The organism is Streptomyces odontotermitis (genome assembly GCF_050510915.1).
In the GTDB taxonomy this organism is placed as follows: Bacteria; Actinomycetota; Actinomycetes; order Streptomycetales; family Streptomycetaceae; genus Streptomyces.
Genome location: NZ_JBNJLS010000012.1, coordinates 174,504 through 198,094, shown reverse-complemented (window position 1 = coordinate 198,094; position 23,591 = coordinate 174,504). Strand labels below are relative to the sequence as shown.

At 70.7% G+C, this 23,591-nt stretch carries 25 protein-coding genes and 1 pseudogene; 18 read left to right on the top strand and 8 right to left on the bottom strand.

Annotation, left to right across the window (positions count from 1 at the left end; translation table 11 throughout):
- Positions 1–34: 34 nt before the first annotated feature.
- Positions 35–469 carry a MerR family transcriptional regulator gene (locus ACQB60_RS29450; RefSeq protein ID WP_496929126.1) on the top strand — a complete coding sequence of 145 codons (435 nt, stop codon included), beginning with the start codon at positions 35–37 and terminating at the stop codon, positions 467–469.
- 142 nt (positions 470–611) lie between these two features.
- Complete coding sequence (locus ACQB60_RS29445; protein WP_496929125.1) at positions 612–857, top strand: DUF5133 domain-containing protein; 246 nt, start codon at positions 612–614, stop codon at positions 855–857.
- A 46-nt stretch (positions 858–903) separates the two neighbouring features.
- Here ACQB60_RS29445 and ACQB60_RS29440 read toward each other — a convergent pair whose 3' ends face one another.
- Positions 904–1,563 (bottom strand): TetR/AcrR family transcriptional regulator, encoded by a 660-nt coding sequence (locus ACQB60_RS29440; protein WP_496929124.1) that lies wholly within the window; start codon positions 1,561–1,563, stop codon positions 904–906.
- 146 nt (positions 1,564–1,709) lie between these two features.
- Here ACQB60_RS29440 and ACQB60_RS29435 point away from each other — a divergent pair, with 146 nt between their 5' ends.
- From ACQB60_RS29435 to ACQB60_RS29400, 8 genes are all read left to right on the top strand, one after another.
- Entirely contained in the window at positions 1,710–2,867 is a 1,158-nt protein-coding gene (locus ACQB60_RS29435; RefSeq protein ID WP_496929191.1) for a serine hydrolase domain-containing protein, read from the top strand.
- A gap of 253 nt (positions 2,868–3,120) precedes the next feature.
- Positions 3,121–3,489 (top strand): VOC family protein, encoded by a 369-nt coding sequence (locus ACQB60_RS29430; RefSeq protein ID WP_496929123.1) that lies wholly within the window; start codon positions 3,121–3,123, stop codon positions 3,487–3,489.
- Positions 3,477–3,716 carry a hypothetical protein gene (locus tag ACQB60_RS29425; RefSeq protein WP_496929122.1) on the top strand — a complete coding sequence of 80 codons (240 nt, stop codon included), beginning with the start codon at positions 3,477–3,479 and terminating at the stop codon, positions 3,714–3,716. The genes ACQB60_RS29430 and ACQB60_RS29425 overlap by 13 nt, the downstream gene beginning before the upstream one ends.
- Positions 3,713–4,177 carry a monovalent cation/H+ antiporter complex subunit F gene (locus ACQB60_RS29420; protein ID WP_496929121.1) on the top strand — a complete coding sequence of 155 codons (465 nt, stop codon included), beginning with the start codon at positions 3,713–3,715 and terminating at the stop codon, positions 4,175–4,177. The genes ACQB60_RS29425 and ACQB60_RS29420 overlap by 4 nt, the downstream gene beginning before the upstream one ends.
- Positions 4,178–4,199: 22 nt before the next feature.
- Positions 4,200–4,475 (top strand): Na(+)/H(+) antiporter subunit B, encoded by a 276-nt coding sequence (locus tag ACQB60_RS29415; RefSeq protein ID WP_496929120.1) that lies wholly within the window; start codon positions 4,200–4,202, stop codon positions 4,473–4,475.
- On the top strand, positions 4,472–5,233 hold the full coding sequence (locus ACQB60_RS29410; RefSeq protein WP_496929119.1) for an MnhB domain-containing protein: 762 nt from the start codon (positions 4,472–4,474) through the stop codon (positions 5,231–5,233). Before ACQB60_RS29415 ends, ACQB60_RS29410 begins: the two co-directional genes overlap by 4 nt.
- Complete coding sequence (locus ACQB60_RS29405; RefSeq protein WP_496929118.1) at positions 5,230–5,580, top strand: sodium:proton antiporter; 351 nt, start codon at positions 5,230–5,232, stop codon at positions 5,578–5,580. Before ACQB60_RS29410 ends, ACQB60_RS29405 begins: the two co-directional genes overlap by 4 nt.
- Entirely contained in the window at positions 5,577–7,325 is a 1,749-nt protein-coding gene (locus ACQB60_RS29400; protein ID WP_496929117.1) for a complex I subunit 5 family protein, read from the top strand. The genes ACQB60_RS29405 and ACQB60_RS29400 overlap by 4 nt, the downstream gene beginning before the upstream one ends.
- 53 nt (positions 7,326–7,378) lie before the next feature.
- Here the strand turns inward: ACQB60_RS29400 and ACQB60_RS29395 are convergent, their stop codons facing one another.
- On the bottom strand, positions 7,379–8,338 hold the full coding sequence (locus ACQB60_RS29395; RefSeq protein WP_496929116.1) for a TIGR03557 family F420-dependent LLM class oxidoreductase: 960 nt from the start codon (positions 8,336–8,338) through the stop codon (positions 7,379–7,381).
- 23 nt (positions 8,339–8,361) lie between these two features.
- The gene (locus ACQB60_RS29390) at positions 8,362–8,688 is read right to left on the bottom strand and encodes a plasmid stabilization protein (protein ID WP_496929115.1); all 327 of its coding nucleotides are present in this window, start codon (positions 8,686–8,688) and stop codon (positions 8,362–8,364) included.
- 347 nt (positions 8,689–9,035) lie between these two features.
- Here ACQB60_RS29390 and ACQB60_RS29385 point away from each other — a divergent pair, with 347 nt between their 5' ends.
- Genes ACQB60_RS29385 through ACQB60_RS29370 form a run of 4 tightly spaced genes read left to right on the top strand, consistent with a single transcriptional unit; the run spans position 9,036 to position 13,506 of the window.
- Entirely contained in the window at positions 9,036–11,414 is a 2,379-nt protein-coding gene (locus tag ACQB60_RS29385) for a phosphoketolase family protein (RefSeq protein ID WP_496929114.1), read from the top strand.
- 57 nt (positions 11,415–11,471) lie between these two features.
- Complete coding sequence (locus ACQB60_RS29380; protein ID WP_496929113.1) at positions 11,472–11,852, top strand: hypothetical protein; 381 nt, start codon at positions 11,472–11,474, stop codon at positions 11,850–11,852.
- 47 nt (positions 11,853–11,899) lie between these two features.
- Positions 11,900–12,556 (top strand): diguanylate cyclase, encoded by a 657-nt coding sequence (locus tag ACQB60_RS29375; RefSeq protein ID WP_496929112.1) that lies wholly within the window; start codon positions 11,900–11,902, stop codon positions 12,554–12,556.
- A 2-nt stretch (positions 12,557–12,558) separates the two neighbouring features.
- Complete coding sequence (locus ACQB60_RS29370) at positions 12,559–13,506, top strand: SMP-30/gluconolactonase/LRE family protein (RefSeq protein ID WP_496929111.1); 948 nt, start codon at positions 12,559–12,561, stop codon at positions 13,504–13,506.
- A 60-nt stretch (positions 13,507–13,566) separates the two neighbouring features.
- Here ACQB60_RS29370 and ACQB60_RS29365 read toward each other — a convergent pair whose 3' ends face one another.
- The 3 genes and pseudogenes from ACQB60_RS29365 to ACQB60_RS29355 form a co-directional block, all read right to left on the bottom strand.
- Complete coding sequence (locus tag ACQB60_RS29365; protein ID WP_496929110.1) at positions 13,567–15,090, bottom strand: catalase; 1,524 nt, start codon at positions 15,088–15,090, stop codon at positions 13,567–13,569.
- Positions 15,091–15,466: 376 nt separating this feature from the next.
- Positions 15,467–15,805 (bottom strand): annotated as a pseudogene (locus ACQB60_RS29360) (PRC-barrel domain-containing protein); the annotation flags it as partial.
- Between the two features lie 152 nt (positions 15,806–15,957).
- Positions 15,958–16,593 carry a TetR/AcrR family transcriptional regulator gene (locus ACQB60_RS29355; RefSeq protein ID WP_496929190.1) on the bottom strand — a complete coding sequence of 212 codons (636 nt, stop codon included), beginning with the start codon at positions 16,591–16,593 and terminating at the stop codon, positions 15,958–15,960.
- Between the two features lie 143 nt (positions 16,594–16,736).
- Between ACQB60_RS29355 and ACQB60_RS29350 the strand changes: the two genes are divergently transcribed.
- Both ACQB60_RS29350 and ACQB60_RS29345 read left to right on the top strand, forming a co-directional pair.
- Positions 16,737–17,525, top strand: a complete 789-nt coding sequence (locus ACQB60_RS29350; protein ID WP_496929109.1) for a hypothetical protein — start codon at positions 16,737–16,739, stop codon at positions 17,523–17,525.
- 5 nt (positions 17,526–17,530) lie between these two features.
- A complete protein-coding gene (locus ACQB60_RS29345) occupies positions 17,531–19,702 on the top strand; it encodes a DNA methyltransferase (RefSeq protein ID WP_496929108.1) in 2,172 nt (723 codons plus the stop codon).
- Here ACQB60_RS29345 and gad read toward each other — a convergent pair.
- Both gad and ACQB60_RS29335 read right to left on the bottom strand, forming a co-directional pair.
- Positions 19,677–21,131: a glutamate decarboxylase gene (gad, locus tag ACQB60_RS29340; RefSeq protein WP_496929107.1), complete on the bottom strand. Its 1,455-nt coding sequence runs from the start codon at positions 21,129–21,131 to the stop codon at positions 19,677–19,679. The two genes, ACQB60_RS29345 and gad, sit on opposite strands and share 26 nt — an antisense overlap.
- A gap of 178 nt (positions 21,132–21,309) precedes the next feature.
- Positions 21,310–21,921 (bottom strand): TetR/AcrR family transcriptional regulator, encoded by a 612-nt coding sequence (locus tag ACQB60_RS29335; protein ID WP_496929106.1) that lies wholly within the window; start codon positions 21,919–21,921, stop codon positions 21,310–21,312.
- A gap of 108 nt (positions 21,922–22,029) precedes the next feature.
- Between ACQB60_RS29335 and ACQB60_RS29330 the strand changes: the two genes are divergently transcribed.
- The gene (locus tag ACQB60_RS29330) at positions 22,030–22,974 is read left to right on the top strand and encodes a beta-ketoacyl-ACP synthase III (RefSeq protein ID WP_496929105.1); all 945 of its coding nucleotides are present in this window, start codon (positions 22,030–22,032) and stop codon (positions 22,972–22,974) included.
- 249 nt (positions 22,975–23,223) lie between these two features.
- The gene (locus ACQB60_RS29325; protein ID WP_496929104.1) at positions 23,224–23,565 is read left to right on the top strand and encodes a histone-like nucleoid-structuring protein Lsr2; all 342 of its coding nucleotides are present in this window, start codon (positions 23,224–23,226) and stop codon (positions 23,563–23,565) included.
- Positions 23,566–23,591: the final 26 nt, after the last annotated feature.

Sequence of the window (23,591 nt, the reverse complement as noted above, 5' to 3'; positions counted from 1 at the left end):
GAGAGTCAATGAGCCACTGTGTGAGGGCGGTCACGTGCGCATAGGAGCCTTTTCCCGCAGGACCGGCGTCAGCCAGCGGCTGTTGCGCTACTACGAGGAACAGGGCCTGCTGGCACCGCGACGGCGGCCCAGCGGATACCGCGAGTACGAGGAAGAGGACGTGCGTACGGTGCAGAGCATCCGCACCCTCCTGGCCGCCGGACTCAGCACCCGCACCATCGCCGAGCTGCTGCCCTGCACGGTCAACGACGGCCAGGTGCTGATGCCTGCGTGTTCCGGGATGCTCCCCGATCTGCACCGGGAGCGGGAGCGCATCGACCGCGCGATAGCGGATCTCGTGACCGCGCGCACCACGCTGGACACCGTCATCGCGGCCGCACCGCCGTCCGGCGACGAAGCCGATGCGGATGCGGATGGGCATGCCGATGTCTGTCTTGCTCCCGCCCTCGGGGAAACCGTCGCCCACTGAACCGGTGTGCGGTGTGCGGTGTGCGATGTCTCACCGCGAGTGGTGCGCGGCGGACGCGTGCGCGCACAGGGGCGGGGTACGCGAGCTGACGCACCTACCCGCACTCGCACCCTCCGGTGGGAGAGCTCGAAGGAGGCACACGATGCTGTTGGCGCACCCGGCCGTTCTGCCCCATCTCGTCGAGCAGTACGAAACACTGCGCGTCCTGCACGCGGAGGACGGAAGCGAAGACGCCCGGCGCCGCATGGACGATCTCGCCTACACCCTGTGCGTGACCACCGGAACCGGCGACGTCGACGCCGCGCTCATCGCGGCCCGGCTCCGGCTTCCGGGAGCGAAGGTCGAGGACGATTCGCTCCTCGAGGACGATTCGCCCCTCGCCTCCTGACGGACATCCTGACGGACATCAAGAGATCCGCCGAACGCCCGGCTGCCTACCTCGACCCGATCCCGGCCTCGATGTGGGCGAGTTGAGCGGCGAGGATCTCCTCGAACGCGGCCTGGCGGTCCACTCCCAGGGGGCGGACGTCGCGGGCGAAGTGGGCCAGGGCGGGGAAGCGTTCGGGGTCGGCGCCGAGTGCGGCGACGCGGAACAGCTCCATTCCCTGCTCGTACTCCTCGGAGGTCATGATGCTGACCCCGGCCTCGGAGGCGATCAGCGAGACGATGAGCACCACGAGCCGGTGGTAGCGCGCCGGGATCTCCTCGTCGGGCAGCCCCGACTCCCGTAGCGCCTGCAGGACTTCCTCCATGACCAGGCGGGAACCGGCGCCGCCCGACGCGTAGCGCCCCCAGGCCGCGGCGAGTTGCGGCTGCTGCCCGAACGCCTCGCGCACCCGCTGGGCGAGGGCGGTGATGCGCTGCTTCCAGTCGCCCTCGGGGCGGTAGCCGTCCATGGCGGCCACGAGGACCCGGTCCGCGACCGCCCGCAGCAGCTCCGTCTTGCTGCGGAAGTGCCGGTAGAGGCTGGAGGAGTCCGTCCCGAGCGTCGCGGCGAGCTTGCGCACGCTGAACGACTCGGCGTCGCTCGTGCGCAGCAGCTCCGCCGCCGCATCCAGGATCTCTTCGGTGGACCAGCGCCTGCGACCTGCCATTTCGCTCCTCTCTCCGGTCCTCACCCTAACCTATGCACTTGCTGTTGCACGCACTGCGTGCATAATCGGGGCATCAGTGCGTGCCGGGGGCCCGCCCCGGGGACTACGAGAGGACGCCTGCCATGAGCTCTGCCGTGAACCCCGCCATGAACCCCGCCGTGAGCAGCAAGTCGGATCAGCTGGATCGGCTGGACCAGTTGGATCCCGCGCAGCTCAACGCCGCCCTGGAGAACGTCCACCACGCCGGAATGCCGGGCCTGTTCGCCGAGGTGCGCGCGGGCGGCCAGGTCTGGCGCGGCGCCGCGGGCGTCGCCGACGTCACCACCGGCCGCCCCGTCACCGCCGACATGCGCCACCGCGTCGGCAGCGTCACCAAGCCCTTCACCGTCGCCGCGGTGCTGCAGCAGGCCGAGAGCGGACGGATCGATCTGGAAGCGCCGATCGGCACGTACCTTCCGAAGCTGGTCCCCGGAGCCCGCGGCGACGCGATCACGGTCCGGATGCTGATCAACCACACCAGCGGCCTCGCCGAGTACCTCCCGTACGCCTACCCCTCCCTCAAGGGGTTCCCGGTGCCCGCGAAGACCGGGCCGCAGAGCCTGGACGACAGCCGGTTCACGCGGTTCGACCGCACCGAACTGATCGCGATGGGCGTCGGCGCACCTGCCGCCGGAGCCCCGGGCAGCACTCCCGGGCTGTACTCCAACACCAACTACCTGCTCCTGGCCGAACTCCTGGCAGAGGTGACCGGCACGACGGCCGAGCAGTGCATCACCGAGAACGTCATCGAGCGCGCCGGGCTCCGCGACACCGAACTCCCCACCGGCCCGCACATCGAGGGCCCGCACTCACAGATGTACGAGTCGTGGTTCGGCATGATCGACCCGCCGCGCGACTTCAGCGTCTACGACATGTCCTTCGTCGGACCGGCGGCCTCGCTGATATCGACCGTCACGGACCTCAACCGCTTCTTCGGCAAGCTGCTGGCCGGCGAGATCGTCGGCCCGTCGTCGCTTGCCCAGATGCAGCACACCGTCCCGGTCGTCTCCCAGGAGGGAAAGCTCATCGAGTACGGCCTCGGCCTGTACCCGATGAAGTCGCCCGGCCGGCCCGCCTTCTGGGGCCACGGCGGCACGACCTGGGGCGCCGGCACCCTGGCCATGACCCGCGCCGACGGGAAGCGCCAACTGGCCGTCGCGGTGAACCTCCAGCGCTGGAACACCCTCGACTCCACGGGCAGGCCCCAGCCCCACCCCGTCGACGCCGCGCTGGAGGCGCTGTACCAGGTGGCGATGTACGGCTGAACACGGCGCGGGCGCGCCCGTCGACACGCAGACGGGGCGGGATGGAGCGGCCGACACGGCAGCACGTGGAAGAGTGCGTCCCCGTCGGCCGCCCGTCCAGGCCCGGAAGCGCCTCTCCCCATCGCCCCGCCTCCGGTTCCGCGACGGGATCGCCGTGCGCCCGTGTGCGAGCGCTGCCTCAGGGCACCCGCTGCCACCGAGAGCACGTGTCTCGGACAACGTGTCGCAGACGTGGACAAGGAGAACAGCCGCCATGCCCGTAGCCACATACTGTCTCGTCGCCGTGGACTGCCCCGACCCCGCCGCCCTCGCGGGCTTCTACGCCGCGCTCCTCGGGGGTGAGATCAAGCAGGACGGCGACGACTGGTACGACCTCTACGCCCCCGGCGGACACCGCATCGCCTTCCAGCGGGCCGAGAACCACCGGCCGCCCCGGTGGCCCCGCGGGGACGACTCCCAACAGCTGCACCTCGACTTCCACGTCACGGACATGGCGGCGGCCGAGGCGCAGGCGCTGTCGCTCGGTGCCATGCCGCTGGACCTCGACGACCGGGACGGGCAGCGCGGCTTCCGTGTCTACGCCGACCCGGCGGGCCATCCGTTCTGCCTGTGCCGCGCCTGACCCGCCACGCGACGGACGCCGTGCGGACGAGGGGGAGGGCCAGGGGACCGCGCGGCGGGATCCTGCGCGCCGGTGCGGAACTCCTGTGCTGGTGGCTCGCACTCGTCGCCCTGTGGATGGTCCTGATCAGCGGCGTCGACGTGCCCGAACTGACCGCCGGTGCCGGCTGCGCCCTCGCCGGGGCCCTGGCCGCCACGGCGGCCCGCCGCGCGGCGGCCTCCGAGTGAACGCCTGGCTCTGGTGCGGGACCGCACTCCTGGCACTCGGGGTCCCGCCGGTGATCTGGGGCGTGGCGTCCGGCCCGCTGTCCCGCAGGGTGCTCGCGCAGAACACGGGCAGCACCGTGATCGCCCTCGCCTTCCTCCTGATCGCTCAGGGCTACGGGCGTCCCTCGTACGTCGATCTCTCCCTCGTCCTGTCGCTGCTCGGCCCCGCGGGCACGCTCGTGTGCGTGCGTCTGCTGGCCGACGATCTGCCCGCCGGCAGGTCGGGCGGCTCACGCGGGGCCACGGTGCTGACGGCCCTGTGCGTGGCGGCCTCCCTCTCCGTGACCGTCGCCGTCTGCGCGGACACGGCGTTCGGCAGGCCGATGGCGAAGCTCGCCCTCATCGGGACCCTGGTGGCCCTCGGCAACGTGATCGCCCTGCGGGCCCTGTCCGCGGGCGTGACGGAAGAAGCGACGCGATGAGCGAACACGGAGGTAACGCCCTGTGGACCACGACTTGATCATCGCCGTATGCCTCCTGCTGGTCGCCGCGACGGCGACGGTGGCGGTCGTGACGCGTGAACCGGCCCGGCAGGCACTGGTGTTGGCGGTGCTGGGGCTGGCCCTCGCCGCGCTCTTCACGGTCCTGCAGGCACCGGACGTGGCGCTGTCCCAACTGGCCGTCGGGTCCGTGCTGACGCCGCTGCTGATCCTGTTGTCCGTACGCAAGGTCAGGCGCCGTGAGCGCCCGGCCGACGCCGACGACGGGGCGCGGCGGTGAGGACCCGGGCGCGGTGGTGGGTGCTCGGCGTCGGCGCTGCCGGGGTGGCCGCGCTGTTCGTCGCCGCGTTCCTGCGCCTGCCGCGCTTCGGCGGCGACCGGCACCCGTACGGCGATCGCGCGACCGACGAGGCCCTCGCCCGGCACACCGCGAACGTGGTCGCGTCGATCAACTTCGACCTGCGCGCGTTCGACACGCTGGGCGAGGAGTCCATCCTGTTCGCCGCCGTCCTCGGGACCGTCGTCCTGCTCCGTCAGACGCGCGACGAGGACCGCGTGCCGCCCGGCTCCGCCGCCGTCGACCGCTGGGTGCGGCGCTACGCGCTCGTCGCGCTCCCGATCGTGCTGGTCGTCGGCCTGTACGTGGTCGCACACGGCCAGTTGAGTCCGGGCGGCGGTTTCCAGGGCGGCGTGATCGTGGCCACCGCCGTGCACCTCCTCTATGCCGGGGTGGACTACCGGGCCCTGGAGCGGATCCGTCCGGTGGCGCTGTACGAGGTGGGTGACGCGGTCGGCGAGGCCGCGTATCTGCTCGTCGGCGTGGCCGGGCTCATCGGCGGCTCCGCCTTCCTGGCCAACACCCTTGTGCCGTACGGGACGTTCAACACCCTGACGTCGGGCGGTGTCGTGCCGCTGCTGAACCTGGCGGTCGGCATCGAGGTGGCCGGCGCGGTGGTCGTGCTGCTGTCCCGCTTCCTCGACCAGGCCGTCGAGATCACCGATTCGCCGGCCCGCGCGGAAGGGGCGAGTACGACGTGATGCAGACGTTCCCCTATCTGATCGCCGGGTGGATCTTCCTCGTCGGCTGCTACGGACTGGCCACGAGCCGCCATCTGGTGCACGCCGTCGGCTGCCTGGCCGTCTGCCAGTCCGCGACGTACGTGCTGCTCCTGGCCGTCGGCTACCGCGCGGGCGGCACCGCGCCGGTCCACTCCGATCTGGCCCCGCACTCCCACCCCCTGGTCGACCCCGTGGTGCAGGCCCTCACCCTCACCGACGTCGTCGTGGGGGCGACGGTCACCGCCCTGCTCCTGGCCCTCGTGGTCCAGGTGGCCAAGCGCCACGGCACCGCCGACCCCGACGAACTCTCCGAGCTGCGCGGATGAGCCAACTGCTGCCCCTGGTCGTGGCCCTGCCCCTGCTGGGCGCCGCTCTCCTCGTCGCGGTCGGCCGCGTGCTGCCGCGCACGGCCGCCGACGGCATCGCCGCCGCGGTGGCCGCCGCCACCGCGGCGCTCTGCTCCCTCCTCCTCGCGCACTCCTCGCCGGACGCCACGGAGTGGGTCGGGGGCTGGGACCCCGTCGACGGCAAGAGCGTCGGAATCGTGCTCCTCGGCGACGCCCCGGGCACGGGTCTCGCCACCCTCGTCTCCCTCCTCACCGTGTCCGTACTCGCCTACTCGTGGCGCTACTTCGACGAAGTGCCCCACGGACGTGCGGGCGCCTTCCCCGCCCTCGTCCTGCTCTTCCAGGCGGGCATGTGCGGCTTCGCGCTGACCGGCGACCTGTTCAACGCCTTCGTCTTCTTCGAGCTGATGGGCGTCGTCGCGTACGCCCTGACGGGCTACCGGGTGGAGGAGCCCAAGGCCGTGCAGGGCGCCCTCACCTTCGGCGTCGTCAACTCCCTCGGCGCGTACGCGACGTTGATGGGCATCACGCTGCTGTACGCCCGTACCGGCGAGCTGGGCATGCACCGGATCGGGGACGCGCTGCGCGCCGGAGGCCCGCCGGACGGGCTCGTCCTGGGCGCCTTCGTCCTGGTGACGGCGGGCCTGCTGGTGAAGGCGGCCGCCGTCCCCTTCCACTTCTGGCTGCCGGACGCCCACGCCGTGGCCCCGACCCCGGTGTGCATGCTGCTGTCGGGGGTCATGGTCGAACTCGGCGTCTACGGCGTCTGGCGGGTGTACACCACCGTGTTCGCCGGGCCCGGCGGGCTGCCCGCCGCCGACTTCACCCACTGCCTCGTGGCCCTGGGCGCCGCCACCGCACTGCTCGGCGCGGTGATGTGCTGGCAGCAGCAGCACCTCAAGCGCATGCTCGCCTTCTCGACGGTCGCCCACACGGGGCTCTTCCTCGTCGGCATCGGGCTGCTGCGCCCCGAGGCGACCGCCGGGGTGGCCCTCTACATCCTGGGGCACGCGGGCGCCAAGGCCGCGCTGTTCGCCTGCACCGGCATCCTGCTGGACCGCTACGGAAGCGTGGACGAACGCGAACTCCACGGGCGGGCAAGGGAGTTGCCTGCCGTCGCCGTGCTCTACGGCATCGGCGCACTCGCCCTGGCGGGCCTGCCGCCCTTCGGCACCGCGCTGGGCAAGGGGGTGACCGAGGAGACCTCGGGCAGCGCCACCGCCGTGCTGTTCCTCGTCGTCTCCGCGGTGACGGGAGCGGCGGCGCTGCGGGCCGGGGCGCGGGTGTTCCTGGGCGCGGGCCCGCGGCCCGAGCGTCCGGAGACGACCGCCTCGACGTCCGGGGACGAGGAGCCCGAGACACAGGAACCCCTGGGGCGGCGGGTCCCGCTGCCGATGGTGGCCGTGCCCGCGGCGCTGCTCGCAGGCGCGCTCTGTGCGGGGCTCGTGCCCGCCCTGGCGGCGGGCGTCGGCCGGGCGTTCGGCGGCCCGGAAGCCGCGGTGCCGCACTGGACGGCGGCCGCCGTACTCACCGGCGTACTGGCCACGGCCTGCGCGGCCGGGGGCGCGGCCCTCGCCGTGCGGCGGACGGCGCCGACGGAGCCGTCCGCCTGGGCGGCGCCCCTGCGCCGGCTGCACTCGGGGCACATCGGGGACTACATCGCCTGGTTCGTGCTGGGCACCGCCGTGCTCGGCGCGCTGGCGCTGCCCGGCATCGTCGGCTGACGGGGACCGGCTGACGGGGACACCCGCCAGGACCAGGAGGCGGCGGCCGTGGGTCAGGCCGCACGCAGCCGCGGCAGCACCTCGCTGCGGTAGAAGTCGAAGAAGCCCTGCTGCTCCGGGCCGATCTGGCCCACGTACACCTCGTCGAACCCGGCGTCGGAGTAGGCGGTGACGGCACGGGCGTGCTCGTCCGCGTCGTCGCCGCAGACCGCGCCGTCCGCCACCGGCTGCTCGGTCACGAGGGTCGACGCCTGCTCGAAGTGCGAAGGGGTGGGCAGCACCTGGCCGAGTTCGCCGGGCAGGAACTGGGTCGGCCACAACCGGTGGACCGTCTTGACGGCCTGCTCCCTGTCGGTGCCCCAGCAGACCTTGAGGCCGCCGAGGACGGGCTTGTGACCGCCTCCGGCGCGGCGGAACTGCCCGACCAGCTCCTCGTCCGGGGTCATCGTGACGAACCCGTCCCCGATGCGCCCCGCCAGCGCGGCGGCCTTGGGGCCGAACCCGGAGACGTGGACCGGCACCGGCTCGTCCGGGACCGTGTACAGGCGGGCGTTCTCCACGGTGTAGTGACGCCCCCTGTGGGTGACCTCGTCCCCGGTCAAGAGGCTCCGGATGATCTGGACGGCTTCTTCGAGCATCTCCATGCGGACGTCCGCGGCCGGCCACGTATCGCCGAGGATGTGCTCGTTGAGCGCCTCTCCGGTGCCCACGCCGAAGCGGAACCGATTTCCTGTGACCACGCCCGCGGTGGCGGCGGCCTGGGCGTTCACCGCCGGATGCATCCGGACGGTGGGGCAGGTGACGAACGTGGTCACGGGCAGTGACGTGACCTGGGCGAGTGCGCCGATCATCGTCCAGACGAAGGGGCTCTGGCCCTGCTCACCGGTCCACGGGTGGTAGTGGTCGGAGATCGCCAGGCAGTCGAAGCCCGCCTGCTCGGCGGCCCTGGCCTGGTCCAGCAGCTCCGCGGGGGCGAACTCCTCGCTCGCCAGGAAGTATCCGTAGCGTGTCATCACGCGCTCCTCACGTGGTCTGCTCAGCGCCCCACCGCCTTGGCCAGTTCCGCCTTGTTCATCGACGAGCGGCCCTTGATGTTCTTGCGCTGAGCCTCGGCGTAGAGCTGGTCCTTGGTGCGGCCCTGCGCACCCTGGTGCGAGCGTGAACCTCCGCGCTCCGAGGCAGACTTGGGGTCCTTGACAGAGGTACGGCTGGCGGTACGGGACTCTCCGGCGCGAGCCCGCTCCTTGTTCACGGTGCGCGCCGCGATCTCCTCGGCCCGCGCCGTGGACTCGCCGCGCTTCTTCGCGCTCGCCTTCACGTGCTCGTACTGGCGTTCCCTCTTGCGGCTTGATCCTGCGGGCATGTCATGTCCTTCCGTAGAGCGGAGCCCCCTTCCAGGGGCTCACACCGCGCGGCGTCTCGCCACATCACCGTGGGTGCGCGGGACGTCCCGCGTACCCACGACGGGAGAGCGTCATGCGCGGCCCGGGGCCGCGACCTGGATGCGTGGGCGGGCCGAGTGGGTCACGCTGGGAGGGGCCCGGCACCGGGCGCATGCGTTCGGTGTCCGTGGGAACTCGCGAGCGACCGTCCTCGCGGCCACCGCGCAGCCGCCCGGCCGCGGGAGGCCCCGCCGCCCACCGCGGGAGGCCCCGCCTCCGCCCGACCACGACCAGGCCCGCCCATCTCGTTCCGTCCCGGGAGCATCCGATGACCACGGCCGATCCAGCCGCCCCCGCACTGACAGAAGACGAGCTGAGCGCGCTGGACGCCCACTGGCGCGCCGCCAACTTCCTGGCGGCGGGGCAGATCTATCTGATGTCCAACCCGCTGCTGCGCGAGCCGTTGCGCCCGGAGCACATCAAGCCGCGGCTGCTCGGCCACTGGGGGACCTCCCCCGGCCTGAACCTCGTCCACACCCACCTGAACCGCGTCATCAAGCGGCGGGACCTGGACGCCCTGTGCGTCTGGGGACCCGGGCACGGCGGCCCCTCCGTCCTCGCCAACACCTGGCTGGAGGGCAGCTACAGCGAGGTGTATCCGGACGTGAGCCGCGACGAGGCGGGGATGGAGCGCCTGTTCCGGCAGTTCTCGTTCCCCGGCGGGGTGCCCAGCCACGTGGCACCGGAGGTTCCCGGCTCCCTCCACGAGGGCGGCGAGCTCGGCTACTCCCTGACCCACGCATACGGAGCCGCCTTCGACCACCCGGGGCTCGTCGTCGCGTGCGTGGTGGGCGACGGGGAGGCGGAGACAGGTCCGCTGGCCGCGTCCTGGCACTCCGGCAGGTTCCTCGACCCCGTGCACGACGGCGCCGTCCTGCCGATCCTGCACCTGAACGGCTACAAGATCGCCAACCCGGCGCTGCTCGCCCGGATGCCGCACGACGAACTCGACGCCCTGCTGCGCGGCTACGGCCACCTCCCCCTCCACGTCGAGGGCGACGACCCGGCGCGGGTGCACCAGGAACTGGCCGCCGCCCTCGACCGGGCACTCGACCTCATCGCGGACCACCAGCGCGCCGCCCGCACCGGCGAGGCCGCCGCCCCCGTGCGCCGGCCCATGGTCGTGCTGCGCACCCCCAAGGGATGGACCGGCCCCGAAGAGGTCGACGGCGTACCGGTCGAGAACACCTGGCGCGCCCACCAGGTCCCCCTCCCCGAGGTGCGCGAGAACCCCGCGCACCTGGCCCAGTTGGAGAGCTGGCTGCGCTCGTACCGGCCCGGGGAGCTCTTCGACGACGACGGCCGGCCCAGCGCCCAGGTCCTGGCCTGCGTCCCCGAGGGCACCAGGCGCCTCGGCTCCACGCCGTACGCGAACGGCGGGCTGCGGCTGCGCGACCTGCCCCTGCCGCCGCTGGAGGACTTCGCGGTGGCGGTCGACAAGCCCGGCGCCACCCTGCACTCCCCCACCGAGGTCCTCGGCGGCCTGCTGGCACGCCTCATGGCGGACACGGCGCGGGACCGCACCTTCCGCCTCGTCGGGCCGGACGAGACCGCCTCCAACCGGCTGCAGGCCGTCTACGCCGCCAGCGGCAAGGCATGGCAGGAGCGCATGCTCCCCGTCGACGAGAACCTCGATCCGCAGGGCCGGGTCATGGAGGTGCTGTCGGAACACATGTGCCAGGGCTGGCTGGAGGGCTACCTGCTCACCGGGCGCCACGGGCTGTTCTCCTGCTACGAGGCGTTCGTGCACATCGTCGACTCGATGGTCAACCAGCACATCAAGTGGCTGAAGACCTCCCGCGCACTGCCCTGGCGCGCCCCCATCGCCTCCCTCAACTACCTGCTCACCTCGCACGTCTGGCGCCAGGACCACAACGGCTTCTCCCACCAGGACCCCGGCTTCATCGACCACGTCCTCAACAAGAGCCCCGAGGTCGTCCGCGTCTTCCTCCCGCCGGACGCCAACACCCTGCTCGTCGTGGCCGACCGGGCCCTGCGCAGCCGCGACCACGTCAACGTCGTCGTCGCGGGCAAGAACCCGAGCCCCGACTGGCTCCCCCTGGACCAGGCACGCACCCACTGCGCCCGCGGGGCAGGCGTGTGGGAGTGGGCCGGAACGGAGCACGGGGGCGAGCCCGACGTGGTGCTCGCCTGCGCGGGCGACGTCCCCACCCAGGAGGTCCTCGCCGCGGCCCAACTCCTGCGCCAGCACCTGCCGGACCTCGCCGTGCGGGTCGTCAACGTCGTCGACATGACCACGCTGCTCCCGGCCGAGGAGCACCCGTGCGGCATGAGCGAGGCCACGTACGACGGCCTCTTCACCCGCGACAAGCCGGTCATCTTCGGCTACCACGGCTATCCGTGGCTCATCCACCGCCTCACGTACCGGCGGGCCGGACACGCCGACCTGCACGTGCGCGGCTACAAGGAATCGGGCACCACGACGACGCCCTTCGACATGGTCGTCCGCAACGACCTCGACCGCTACCGCCTGGTCATGGACGTCATCGACCGCGTGCCGGGACTCGCGGTGCCCGCCGCCGCGACCCGGCAGCGCATGGCCGACGCCCGCACCCGGCACCACCGGTGGATCCGCGAGCACGGCACCGACCTGCCCGAGATCGTCGAGTGGCGGTGGACCGGCTGAACCCAGGGCCCGCCCCCCCCAACCCCCAAGACCACACCGACGCCCCAGGAGAGCCTCATGAACACCACGCTCAACCAGCACCCGGTCACCGTGACCGTGAGCAACTGCACGGAACACGACGCCCGTTGTGTGCTCACGCATCTCACCGAGGAGTTCCCCGACCGCTCCCCCGCACAGGGCGCCCCCGACGCCGGTGCCGGTGCCGGACAAGCCACGGTCTGGACCGCCGAGTTGGACGCCGGGACGACAGACCCGAACACGGCGGGCGGGTCGCGGACGGGCGGTCTCGACGGCCCGGTGTCCCTGACCGCACAGGGCGCGCCGCACGACGTGACGACCGTTCGCGCGGCCCTGGCGCATGCCTTCACCGTCGAGGACGCGGGGTCGGTCTCCGGGGACCAGGAACGCGAGAGCCAGTTCCGGCTCACCGCACGCTGACGGACTCCGCACCGCACCCACGAAAAGCATTCCGACGAAAGGAAGTCATGGGCATCCGCCGCCGTTCGACGCTCACCCGCTGGCAGCGCTGGCGCTCCCACCCCGACCTGCGGATCCCGCCGGGAGCGGACGACGTGGAGAACGCCAGCCGGAGGTTCCTGCTGTACGGCGTCCTGCCCCTGTGGTTCGTCCCGGCCGTCGCCGACTGGGTGATGCACCGCCGCTCGGACATCGAACACACCAGTGGGGTACGGGAGTCGGCGGTGCACGCCCTGATGATGACCGAGGCCGGCGTGCCCGTCGTCGCGGGGCTCACCGCCAGGATCAACCCGCTGGTGCTGTCCCTGATGGGCGGCGCGGCGCTCACCCACGGGGCGACCGCGCTGTGGGACGTGTCGCTGGCCACCGACAAGCGTGAGGTGCGGCCCGTCGAACAGCACATCCACAGCTTCCTCGAAGTGCTGCCGCTGACGGCCGCCGCGTTCACCACGTGCCTGCACTGGGACCAGGTCCGGGCGGCCATGAAGGGCGACGGCCGGGCCGACGCCTGGAAGCTCCTGCCGAAGCGGCGCCCCCTGCCTGCGGGCTACCTCGGTGCGATCACCGCCGGGGTCGGGCTGTGCGTCGCCCTCCCCTACGCTGAGGAGATGATCCGCTGCGTACGGGCCCGCCGCGACCGTGACGCCGACGACCCGCAGGAGTGACGATGCCCCGCAGGAACGACGGATCCGCCGCCTTACGGCTGCTGCCGCTCGGCGGGGAGGGACCCGAGCACGTCACCGGTGACGGCAGGGGCGGGCTCCTGACCGGAGTGGCGGACGGGCGCATCCTGAGCGTCGACCCCGCCACCGGCCGGGTGCGCGAGGTGGCGCACACCGGAGGACGCCCGCTGGGCCTGACGCTGCGGTCCGACGGCACGCTGCTCGTGTGCGACGCCGAGCGCGGCCTGCTGGCGGTCGACCTCGCCACGCGGACGGTGCGCGTCCTGCTCACCGCCGCGCAGGGCGTCCCGCTGGGCCTGTGCAGCAATGTGGTGGAGGCCAGGGACGGGACCGTGTACGTGACCGACGCCAGTGCCCGCCACGGTCTGCCGGACTGGAAGCGCGACCTGCTGGAGCACGTCGGCACCGGCCGGCTGATCCGCCTCGGCACCGACGGTTCCGCCGAAGTCCTCCTCGACGGCGTGCAGTTCGCCAACGGTGTGGTCCTCACCGCGGACGAGTCGTACGCGGTGGTCGCCGAGACCGGCGCGTACCGCCTCGTCCGCGTCCGCCTCGACGGCGAGCGGGCCGGGGAGCACGACGTCCTGGCCGACGCGCTGCCCGGCTTCCCCGACAACCTCACGGTCGCGGACGACGGCCTGATCTGGGTCGCGCTCGCCGGACCGCGCGACCCGCTGGTCGCACTGCTGCACCGGGGCCCGGCCGCCCTGCGCCGGACGCTCGCGGCGCTGCCGCCCCGCCTGCTGCCGGGCCCGCGGCCGTCGGTCCGCGCACTCGCCGTCGATCCGGACGGGGGCCGCACGGTCCACGACGTCCGGCGGCCGCCCCGGGGCTTCCGCATCGCGACCAGCGCGTACTACGCGGAGGGACGGCTGTGGCTCGGCAGTCTGCGGGGCGGGGCGCTGGCGGTGACGGAGGTGACGGAGACGTGATGAAGTCGCCGGTCTGACCTCTCTGCGCGCCTCGCACGTAACGATCAAGGAGAGCAGGGATCAGGCTTTGTCCTGCATGCTGCTGCGCGCCGGGTTCCCCTGCTCCGCGGCCTTGGGGTCCTTCTCGTCCGCCTTGGCCCGCACTCCCCGCTCGATGCGCTCACCGATGGCCTTGTCGATGTTCGACCAGTACGCGAAGGCCCGCACGAGCACCGGTTCGCTCACCCCGTTGAGCAGGTGACCGACGACGTTGTCCACGAGACGGTCGCGGGCGGCGTCGTCGAGGACCTCGCGCACCAGGGTGCCCGGCTGGCCCCAGTCGTCGTCCTCGGCGTGGTCGACGTAGGCGGCGCGGGTGATGTCGCCGTCCGCGTACCAGCTGGGCGGGGTGCCGTAGCGGTCCGTGTCGGCCGCCGGGCCGCCCTTGGAGTTCGGCGCGTACACCGGGTCCTCGGTCTTGCGGTAGGCCATGGCGCCGTCTTTGGAGTACGTGCGCACGGGCGCTACGGGGGCGTTGACCGGCAGCTGCTGGTAGTTGCCGCCGATGCGGTGGCGGTGCGCGTCGGCGTAGGAGAACAGCCTCGCCAGCAGCATCCGGTCGGGGCTCGGACCGATGCCCGGGACCAGGTTGTTCGGCTGGAACGCCGCCTGCTCGATCTCGGCGTGGTTGTCCGTCGGGTTGCGGTCCAGGGTCATCCTGCCGACCTCGACGAGCGGGTAGTCGGCGTGCGGCCACACCTTGGTCAGGTCGAACGGGTTGAAGCGGTAGGTGGCGGCATCGTCGTACGGCATGATCTGCGCGAACAGCGTCCAGCTGGGGAAGTCGCCGTCGCGGATGTGCTCGAAGAGATCCCGGGTGTGGTAGTCGGTGTCCGCCGCGCACATCTGGTCACCCTCGTGCTGAGTGAAGTACTCGATGCCCTGGTCGGTCTTGAAGTGGTACTTCACCCAGAACCGCTCGCCCTCGGCGTTGATCCACATGTAGGTGTGCGAGGTGTAGCCGTTCATGTGGCGCCAGGTACGCGGAATGCCGCGGTCTCCCATCAACCACGTGACCTGGTGCGCGGATTCGGGCGAGAGGGTCCAGAAGTCCCACTGCATGTCGTGGTCGCGGAGGTTGTTGTCCGCCCGGCGCTTCTGGGACCGGATGAAGTGCTGGAACTTCATCGGGTCCTTCACGAAGAAGACCGGGGTGTTGTTCCCGACCATGTCGTAGTTGCCCTCGGTCGTGTAGAACTTCACCGCGAAACCGCGCGGGTCCCGCCAGGTGTCCGGGCTGCCGCGCTCACCGGCGACGGTGGAGAACCGGGTCACCAGCTCAGTCCGGGTGCCCGGCTGGAAGAGCGCGGCCTTCGTGTAGGCACTGACGTCGCCCGTGACCTCGAAGTGGCCGAAGGCGCCGCTGCCTTTGGCGTGCGGCTGCCGCTCGGGAATCCGTTCCCGGTTGAACTGCGCCATCTGCTCGATCAGATACGAGTCCTGCAGCAGGATCGGCCCGCCGGCGCCGACCGTGAGCGAGTGCTCATCGCTTTCGACCGGAACTCCGGCGTCCGTGGTGGTCGCTTCGCCTGTGAGGTCATTCATGGACTGCGCGCACCTTTCGATGGATGTTTTCTCGCATGGACGCATGGACGCATAGACGCATGGACGGGCGATTTCCCGTATACGACCACTTCTCGCATACGGCAATTTCTCGCATACGGGGCAAAGTGGCGCCCCATCCATCCTGCGGCCTCTTTCCTGACACGGCCATGTGGCAGCGCCCGGGCGGTTGAAGCCCGGACCCCGGGAGCGGGAGCACGAGGGCCGGGCCGCGACGAACGGCGGCCCGGCCCTCTCCCCCTGCCACCCACATGACAGCCCGTCAGATCATGGGGCGGCCGGGTGTCGTCGGCCCCGCACCCGGAGCACCAGGCGTGCCCGGAGCACCAGGTGTACCCGGCGTACCGGGTGCGCCCGGCGTGCCGTAGTACGAGCCGAGCTGGTCGTGATAGTCGGGGTCACCGAGGTGCTTTTCCTTGTCGAACTCCGGCGCGCTCTTGATCTCGGCCTTCGTGCGCGCCACGTGCACCGTCTCCGCCTCGGCATCGATGCTCACGATGGTGCCCGCAGGCAGCAGGACCTCCTTGCCGAAGATCCACATACCGGTGTCCACGACGATGTACTGCGAACCGACGGCGTTGGAGTACTTGTCGACCTTCCCGATGTGCCCGTCGGTCGCCTCCACCCTGTACCCCGTGAGATCACAGGTCGGGGCGTGGCCGGCAGTGGCCGGGTAATTCCACATGTTCTCGGTCATGGCGGTACCTCCGCCCATCAGCCGCTCCCGGTCAGGCGATGCAGGGCTGCACCGTCCGTCCTGTCCGGCGGCACCACCCGACTATCCGGGTATCCGGCCTCTAAACAGAGCGCGTCGGCCAGAACCCGCGCCGAGTCGAGGCCGGACAGGCCCTAGTTCGGGTCCGCCTCAACCCCGTACGCCTTCAGGAACGTGTCGACGGCCGCCCGAGCGACCTCCCGCGTCTCGGCGGCGCTCACCCGCCGGGTGCCGAGCCGGGAGCGTGCCTCCATCGGCCCGGTGAGCAGGGCCATGAACTGCTCCGCCGCCCCGTCCGGATCCGTGATCCGCAGCCGCCCCGCGAGCGCGAGCCGCGCGAACCGGTCGGACAGCGCCGCCCCGAGCCGCTCCGCCGTGCGCCCCTGCACCACCTCGGCCAGATCGGGGAACGTGGCGAGCTGCGCGTACGTCAACGCCCTGAGCGCCCGGGCCCGTTCACCGCAGCACACCTTGAGGAGTCCCCGGCCGAGCTCGTCGAGCGTGCCCCTGATCTCCGCCCCGGCCGCTGCTCCGGCCGCCGCCCCGGGTACGCGCAGCCGCTCGACGACGGCGAGGCTCTCGGCCATCACGACGTCGGCGGCCGCGGCCATCGCGTGGCGGAAGAGGTTCTCTTTGTCGCTGAGGTGGTTGTAGACGGTCGGCTTGGCGACCGCGGCCTCCTCGGCGATCTCCTTCACGCACGCCCGCGCGTAGCCGCGCCGCGCGAAGACGGTGAACGCGGCGTCGAGTATCGCCGCACGCTTGTCGATGCGCCCTCGGGGTGCGGGCTACCTCGGCGACCCGTCCGACGGCTTCACGCACGTCTCGGAGGGCGAGCCCGCGCGTCCGGTCCGGCTAGTGTTCCCGGCACACCAGTCGACAGCAGCAGCACCGGCCGCAAAAGGGATGAATCGTGACAGCGGTGACCGTGACCTCCTTGTTCCTCTCCTGCTTCGAGGCCATGCGGCGCGGGGAGTTGATCCACCGCAGAAGCAGGCGGGACAAGGAGTTCCACTTTCAGGACTGGGTGGGCGATCGCCTCGACGAGACGGGCTTCGGCTGGGAAGAGACGAAGCGGAACAAGTACCCGGACTACGTCATCACCGATCACCTCGAGGGTTACGAGGTGAAGGGGCTCGAAGATCCGGGCAGGCAGGCCGATTTCGACTGCAACAGCCAGCTCGCGACGGGTGTGCACGACGGACGGTCCATCTACTACGTATTCGGCAGATATCCCAAGAGGCCCGAGAGAGATGAATTCGCCGTTCTCGATCTCGTCGTCTGCCATGGCGATTTCCTGAATGCCCACCACGACTACGAGCACAAGAACGACAGCTTCCGCGACTTCGGCTCCTACGGGGACATATTGGTGCGCGACCGCAAGATGTACGTCGCGCCAACTCCCTATGCGCTGGCGGACGGTCTGGTCGGAAACTGCACGCTGATCGCGCCCGAGAATGCGGAGCTCGACGAGCTCGATGCCCTGCGGTCGGCCGGAAATCTGGTGCGGACCGATGCTGATAGAATCGCGGCGAAATACACCTTCGACTTCGACGACAACTCGCTGCGCACGGAACTCGCAGAGAATCCGACAGCCGGTACCGCGCGCAAATTCATGGCGTACCGGGCGGCAGGAGATCCGGCCGGCGCAGTTGCCATGAAGCCCACGAGGCGAGTCCCCCGCAAGTACTCAACTGGATGAGATCGATGAAGAACCCGAGCGCCGACGACCTGGCCCTCTTCGCTACGGAGTTCCACTTCGCTACGGAGTCCCAGGCATACTCGCGCGTTCCGGCCTCGTCCGCACTTGAGTACTCCTTCCCTGCCGTGGAACTCAGCAAGATCGCCGAGAACGAGTCGTGGCGCAAGGAAGTCCATCGCCCCGCGACCAGCACGCACAAATGGTGGGCCAAGCGCCTGGGCAGTGTCTTTCGCGGCATTCTTGCCGCCGCCGTCACCGAGGCGGAGGGTGATGCCCTGCGCACCTACGGCAGTGCCGTCACCCTGCCCGGTGTGGTCGTCTTCGATCCCTTCGCGGGGTCCGGCACGACCGTTGTCGAAGCGGTGAAAATGGGCGCCTCGGTAATCGGTTCGGACATCAATCCGGTCGCGACGCTCGTTCAGCGTCAGGCCGTGCAGCGGTGGGATCTCGCGGAATTGCAGGGCGCTTTCAAGGACGTCGAGACCAGGTGCAGGGAAGAGATCGACCGCGTCCACCGCGCCGAAAGCGGAGAGACGGTCCTCTACTACTTCTGGGTCACGGCGGCGCACTGCCCGCAATGCGATGCCAGGACCCGCCTTTTCTCCAGCCATGTGTACTCGCAGCACGCCTACCCGAAGCGAGTTCCCGAAGCCCAACTGGTCTGCCCCGAGTGTCTGGACGTGCAGACCGGGCGCTACGACTTCGATGCGGCGACGTGTCGCAAGGGGCATCGCTTCGGCAAGGAAGGCGCCGTCAATCGGAGTCAGGTCACCTGCCCCAGCGGTCATACCTCCAAGGTGCTCGATGCCCTGAAGGGAAGAATTCCCGAGCGCGAGATGTTCGCGAAGCTCGTTCTGGGCAACGACGGCAAGAAGCGGTACGAGCCCGTCGACGCGTTCGACAGGGCCCTGTACGCGGAGTGCGCGGACCTTCTCGCCGCCGCCGAGCAGGAGCTGGTGCTGCCGACCGGCCGGCTCGACCTCGGGGAGAACACGCGCCAGGCCATGCGGTGGGGGTTCACCGAGTGGCGCCAGTTCTTCAACGACCGGCAGCTCTACTCGCTGGGACTCCTCGGCGCCGCGATCCGCGACCTGGACGTGGGCGAGGCCGAACGGGAGGCGCTGGTCGCCCTGTTCTCCGGGACGCTCGAATTCAACAACATGTTCTGTTCCTTCAAGGGCGAAGGAACAGGAGCCGTCCGGCACATGTTCAGCCACCACATCCTGAAGCCGGAACGCACTCCGCTGGAAGCCCACCCGTGGGGAACGCCCGCCTCGTCCGGTTCCTTCTCCACGTTGTTCCGCAGCCGCGTGCTCCGTGCCCACGACTACAAGAGCGCCCCCTTCGACCAAGTGCTGGCGGACGGGCGCGTGCAGAGAGCGACGGGATTGTCGGTTCCCTTCGATGGGCAACTCGTGGACGGGTGGCCCGAGCACGGGCTCACGGACGGGCACGACGTGTACATCCGAAACGGCGATTCGTCCCGTACGGACATCCCTTCGGAATCCGTCGACCTCGTCATCACCGACCCGCCCTATATGGACAACGTCCACTATTCAGAACTCGCCGACTTCTTCCACGCCTGGCTCACCGGCATGAAGCCCTTCCCCGGCTACCCCGCCGAAGGGACGACCAGAAACACGGAGGAAGTGCAGAGCGCCGACCCGCAGCAGTTCAGGGACGCGATCTCGCGGGTCTGGAAGGAATGCGAACGGGTCCTGAAACCAGGCGGGTTGCTGGCCTTCACGTATCACCAGGCGCGGCTCTCAGGATGGGTGAGCATCGTGGAGGCCCTCGCCGACGCCGGTCTCGCCGTCACGGCCATCCAGCCGATCAAGGGCGAGATGAGCACCAGCGTCACGAAGGGCGGCAAGGAACCGTCGAACCTGGACTCCGTCATCGTATGCAGGAAGCGGGCCGCGGCCCCCTCCGGCGACAGCTCACCGGAAGCCGCGGCCGTACGGGGCGAGCGGCTCCTCGGCGAACTGCGGGCCGCCGGCGTTCAGGTGGGCGTCGGCGACGTCAAGTCCGTGATCCGGGGGCATGTTCTGGCGCTGCACACCCTGGGCCGGAGCGGAAACGGGGGCGGGGACGGGGACGGAGGGATCGCCGGTCTCGCGGAGCTCGCGGATTCCCTGGCGGAAGCGAGCGTCACCAGGCTGTGCCGCGCGCCATGAGGGCTTCCGTGGTGCGCCTCAGGTCGTTGATGAAGAGGCGGGCGAGGTCCGCGGTGAAGCCCGTGCGCAGGACCAGGCGCAGCACGGCGATGTGCTCGCAGTTCGCGGGGAAGGTGTAGGCGGGCAGCTGCCAGCCCCGGGAGCGCATGGCGTCCGAGACGTCGAAGACCGTGAAGTCGCCGGTCCCGGGGGCGAGTCGGAACGCCAGGGCGGGGAGTTCGGAGCCGTCGGTGATCAGCTCGTACGGGCCGAGGCGTTCGATCTCCAGGGCGAGGGAGCGGGCGGTGCGGCGGCTCTCGGCCGCGAGGCGCCGCAGGCCCGCGAAGCCGTACCGCAGAAAGCTGTAGTACTGCGCGACGACGTGCGCCCCGGGCCGGGAGAAGTTCAGCGAGAAGGTGGGCGAACTGCCGCCCAGATAGTCGACGTTGAAGACGAGGTCGTCCGGGAGCGCGTCGCCGTCGCGCCACAGCGCCCAGCCGATGCCGGGGAAGACATGGCCGTACTTGTGCCCTGAGGTGTTGATGGACGCGACGCGCGGGAGCCGGAAGTCCCACCGCAGGTCCGGGTCGAGGAACGGCGCGACCAGGGCGCCCGAGGCCCCGTCCACATGGACGGGGATGTCGGTGCCGGTGGCGGACTGGTACGCGTCGAGGACCGCGCAGATCTCGGCGACCGGCTCGTAGGAGCCGTCGAACGTCGACCCGAGCACGGCGACGACGCCGATGGTGTTGTCGTCGCAGTAGGCGGTGAGGTCGTCGGCGGTCAGGTGGTGGCGGCCGGGTTCCATCGGGACGCAACGGGGCTCGACCTCGAAGTAGTTGGCGAACTTCTTCCAGCAGACCTGGACGTTCGCGCCCATCACGATGTTCGGCCGGGCGGTGTCCTGGCCCGCCGCGCGGCGGCGCGCCTGCCAGCGGCGCTTGAGGGCGAGCCCGCCGAGCATGGCCGCCTCGCTGGACCCGGTGGTGGAGCAGCCCCGCACGAGCTCGGGGCGCGGTGCGTGCCAGAGCCGCCCCAGCATCCGTACGCACCGCTCTTCCATGGCCGTGATGCGCGGGTACTCGGCCCGGTCCGCGAGGTTCTTCTCGGCCGTCTCCTGCATGAGCTGCCGGGCCTGCGGCTCCATCCACGTGGTGACGAACGTGGCGAGGTTCAGGCGTGCGTTGCCGTCCAGCATCAGCTCGTCGCGCACCCTGCGGCAGGCGTCGTCGGGCGACATCTCGGTGGCCGGGAGTTCGGTGGGGGTCCGCTCGATGACCAGGAGTTCGGCCTCGGACTGCGGCTCGGGCAGGGGCGGCCGGGCGGGAGAGGCAGAAGAGGCGGAGGAGGTGGAAGAGGCGGAAGAGATGGGGGAGGCGGGAGGCAGAGGGCCGGCGATCAGGGAGTCGAACTCGGCGTCCGGGCGGACGTCGGTATCCGGGAGGGACATGGGGGCCTTTCTGGTTCGGTCACGCACTCGCGTACAACCAGACGCTAGAGAGGCCAGGGGCCGGACATCGCTGAGCATTGCCCCGATCTAGTGACCGATTTGCTCAACGATGAGATGAATTTTCCGCTAGCGAATCCTGATCATGAAGTCCACATGACCTCAGCCCCCCCGAGGCTCTTCACGGATTCGCGAGCAGCCGGTCGAGGGCCCGGCGCGTACGCACCGCGGCGACGTCGGGGGCACCCAGAAGCTGGATCTCCTGGTTCAGCGCCAGATAGACGCCGACGATCTCGTACGCGACCTGCTCCGGCTCGGTCCCGGCAGGCAGCTCCCCGGCCGCGACGGCGGTGCGCACCTCGCCCGTCAGGCGCCGCCGCCAGAGCCTGACGAGGCGCGCCACCGCGTCCCGCAGCACCCCGTGCCGGGCGTCGAACTCGACGGCCGCCGTCGTGAACAGGCAGCCGCCGGGGAAGACTTCGCGCTCCGCCTCCAGATACGAGAGCCACGCCTCGCAGACCGCGCGCAGCCGCCGCAGGCCGGGCTGTTCGTCCTGCGCGCCCTCCCACACCACCCTGGAGAAGATCGCCGACGCCCCTTCGAGGGCGGCGAGTTGGAGGGCTTCCTTGGTGCCGAAGTGCCCGAGGACCCCGGCCTTGCTCATGCCGAGGTCGGTGGCGAGCCGCCCGATGGTCAGGCCCTCGAGCCCGTCGACCGAGGCGAGCGAGATGGCACGGTCCACGATGCGCTCCCGCGTCCTGCGGGCCTCGGCGACGGACTTGCGGGGGCTCATGGCGCCCATCGTAGCCAACCGCCCCCCATTTAACTTCCGACCGATCGGTTGCTATATTCCGGGCGTCGCAAGCCAGACCCTTCGCCTCGCCTCTCTTAGGAGCGCCTCGTGTCCGGATCCCGCATCGCCGCCCTGGGCCACTACCAGCCCACCCGCGTCCTCACCAATGACGACCTGGCCGGCATGGTCGACACCAGCGACGAGTGGATCCGCCGCAGGACCGGGATCGCCACCCGCCGCATCGCCGCCCCCGACGAGTCGGTGACCGACATGGCGGCCGCCGCCGCGGGCAAGGCACTCTCCGCCTCCGGCCTCCAGCCGTCCGACATCGGCATGGTCACGGTCGCGACCTGCTCCGCCATCGACCGCTGCCCCTCCACCGCCGCCCAGGTCGCGGGCCGTCTCGGCATCCCGGCGGCCGTCGCCTACGACCTCAACAACGGCTGCGCCGGGTTCACCACCGCGCTCGCGGGCGCCGACCACGCCGTACGGGCCGGGGCCGCACGGCACGCCCTCGTCATCGGCGCCGAGAAGATGTCCGACGTCACCGACTACACCGACCGCAGCACCTGCGTCCTACTCGGCGACGGTGCGGGCGCGGCCGTCGTCAGCGCCCACGAGACGGCGGGCATCGGCCCGGTGGCCTGGGGCTCGGACCCCTCCCGGGGCAGCGCCGTCCGCCTGCTCGACGACTGGCACCCGCGCTTCGCGCAGGACGGCCAGACCGTCTTCCGCTGGGCCACCACCGAGCTGCCCGCCATAGCGCGCGACGCCTGCGACCGCGCCGGAATCGCCCTCACCGACCTCGCGGGCGTCGACACGCACCAGGCCAACCTGCGGATCATCGAAGCCATCACCCGCGCGCTGCACCTCTCCGCCGACACAGTCGTCGCCACCGACGTCGTCGACTCCGGCAACACGTCCGCCGCGTCGGTGCCACTGGCCCTGTCCAAGCTGACCGAACGCCGGGCGGTCCCCGCAGGCGCCCCGGTACTGCTCCTCGCCTTCGGCGGCGGCCTGTCCTGGGCGGGCCAGGTCGTCACCTGCCCCTGACCCTGCTGGCGCCCACGTGCGGCAAGTCCGGGCAGAGGGCGAAGAGTTCGGCGCCCTGCTTACTCCCCATGTCGTTCAGGGACTGGTTCGGCCGGGACTGCGTCGATCGGCCTGCCTGGTAAATGCGGTGGCCCTGAAGAAACGCAACACCCGTGCCGGATAAGGCTGTTCTGCCGGGGCGATGGTATGAATTCCCACTCCGTGGTTAGATGGTCTTCCCCTCAGCCGCAGCAAACACAGGGAAGCACCGTGGCGCAAAAAATCGTTACCCTCTACATCGACGACCTCACCGGTGAGGAGTCCGAAGAGGCCGCAACGCACACGTTTTCTCTCGACGGCGTGGCCTACGAGATCGACCTCGGACCGGACAGCTACGAGCAGATGCTCGGCGCGTTCGGCCCCTTTATCAAGGCCGCCCGTAAGACCGGGCGTACGAAGGGCCAGGGGGCGAAGCGCCAGTCCGCGACGGGCAGTAACAGCTCCGACACTGCGGCGATCCGCGCCTGGGCGAAGGACAACGGCTTCGAGGTCAATGACCGCGGCCGAGTCCCCGCGTCGATCCGCGAGGCTTACGACAAGGCCAAGTCCTAGTAGACGAGCGCCGTTTCGATGCCCCC

Excerpts from the sequence above, each read along its gene's own strand:
- ACQB60_RS29440 (WP_496929124.1), bottom strand. The coding sequence starts at position 1,563 with ATGGCAGGTCGCAGGCGCTGGTCCACCGAAGAGATCCTGGATGCGGCG.
- ACQB60_RS29380 (WP_496929113.1), top strand. The coding sequence starts at position 11,472 with ATGAACACCACGCTCAACCAGCACCCGGTCACCGTGACCGTGAGCAAC.
- ACQB60_RS29395 (WP_496929116.1), bottom strand. The coding sequence starts at position 8,338 with ATGACACGCTACGGATACTTCCTGGCGAGCGAGGAGTTCGCCCCCGCG.
- ACQB60_RS29345 (WP_496929108.1), top strand. The coding sequence starts at position 17,531 with ATGAAGAACCCGAGCGCCGACGACCTGGCCCTCTTCGCTACGGAGTTC.
- ACQB60_RS29445 (WP_496929125.1), top strand. The coding sequence starts at position 612 with ATGCTGTTGGCGCACCCGGCCGTTCTGCCCCATCTCGTCGAGCAGTAC.
- ACQB60_RS29400 (WP_496929117.1), top strand. The coding sequence starts at position 5,577 with ATGAGCCAACTGCTGCCCCTGGTCGTGGCCCTGCCCCTGCTGGGCGCC.
- ACQB60_RS29385 (WP_496929114.1), top strand. The coding sequence starts at position 9,036 with ATGACCACGGCCGATCCAGCCGCCCCCGCACTGACAGAAGACGAGCTG.
- ACQB60_RS29390 (WP_496929115.1), bottom strand. The coding sequence starts at position 8,688 with ATGCCCGCAGGATCAAGCCGCAAGAGGGAACGCCAGTACGAGCACGTG.
- ACQB60_RS29435 (WP_496929191.1), top strand. The coding sequence starts at position 1,710 with ATGAACCCCGCCGTGAGCAGCAAGTCGGATCAGCTGGATCGGCTGGAC.
- ACQB60_RS29375 (WP_496929112.1), top strand. The coding sequence starts at position 11,900 with ATGGGCATCCGCCGCCGTTCGACGCTCACCCGCTGGCAGCGCTGGCGC.
- ACQB60_RS29370 (WP_496929111.1), top strand. The coding sequence starts at position 12,559 with ATGCCCCGCAGGAACGACGGATCCGCCGCCTTACGGCTGCTGCCGCTC.
- ACQB60_RS29335 (WP_496929106.1), bottom strand. The coding sequence starts at position 21,921 with ATGAGCCCCCGCAAGTCCGTCGCCGAGGCCCGCAGGACGCGGGAGCGC.
- ACQB60_RS29365 (WP_496929110.1), bottom strand. The coding sequence starts at position 15,090 with ATGAATGACCTCACAGGCGAAGCGACCACCACGGACGCCGGAGTTCCG.
- ACQB60_RS29430 (WP_496929123.1), top strand. The coding sequence starts at position 3,121 with ATGCCCGTAGCCACATACTGTCTCGTCGCCGTGGACTGCCCCGACCCC.
- gad (WP_496929107.1), bottom strand. The coding sequence starts at position 21,131 with ATGTCCCTCCCGGATACCGACGTCCGCCCGGACGCCGAGTTCGACTCC.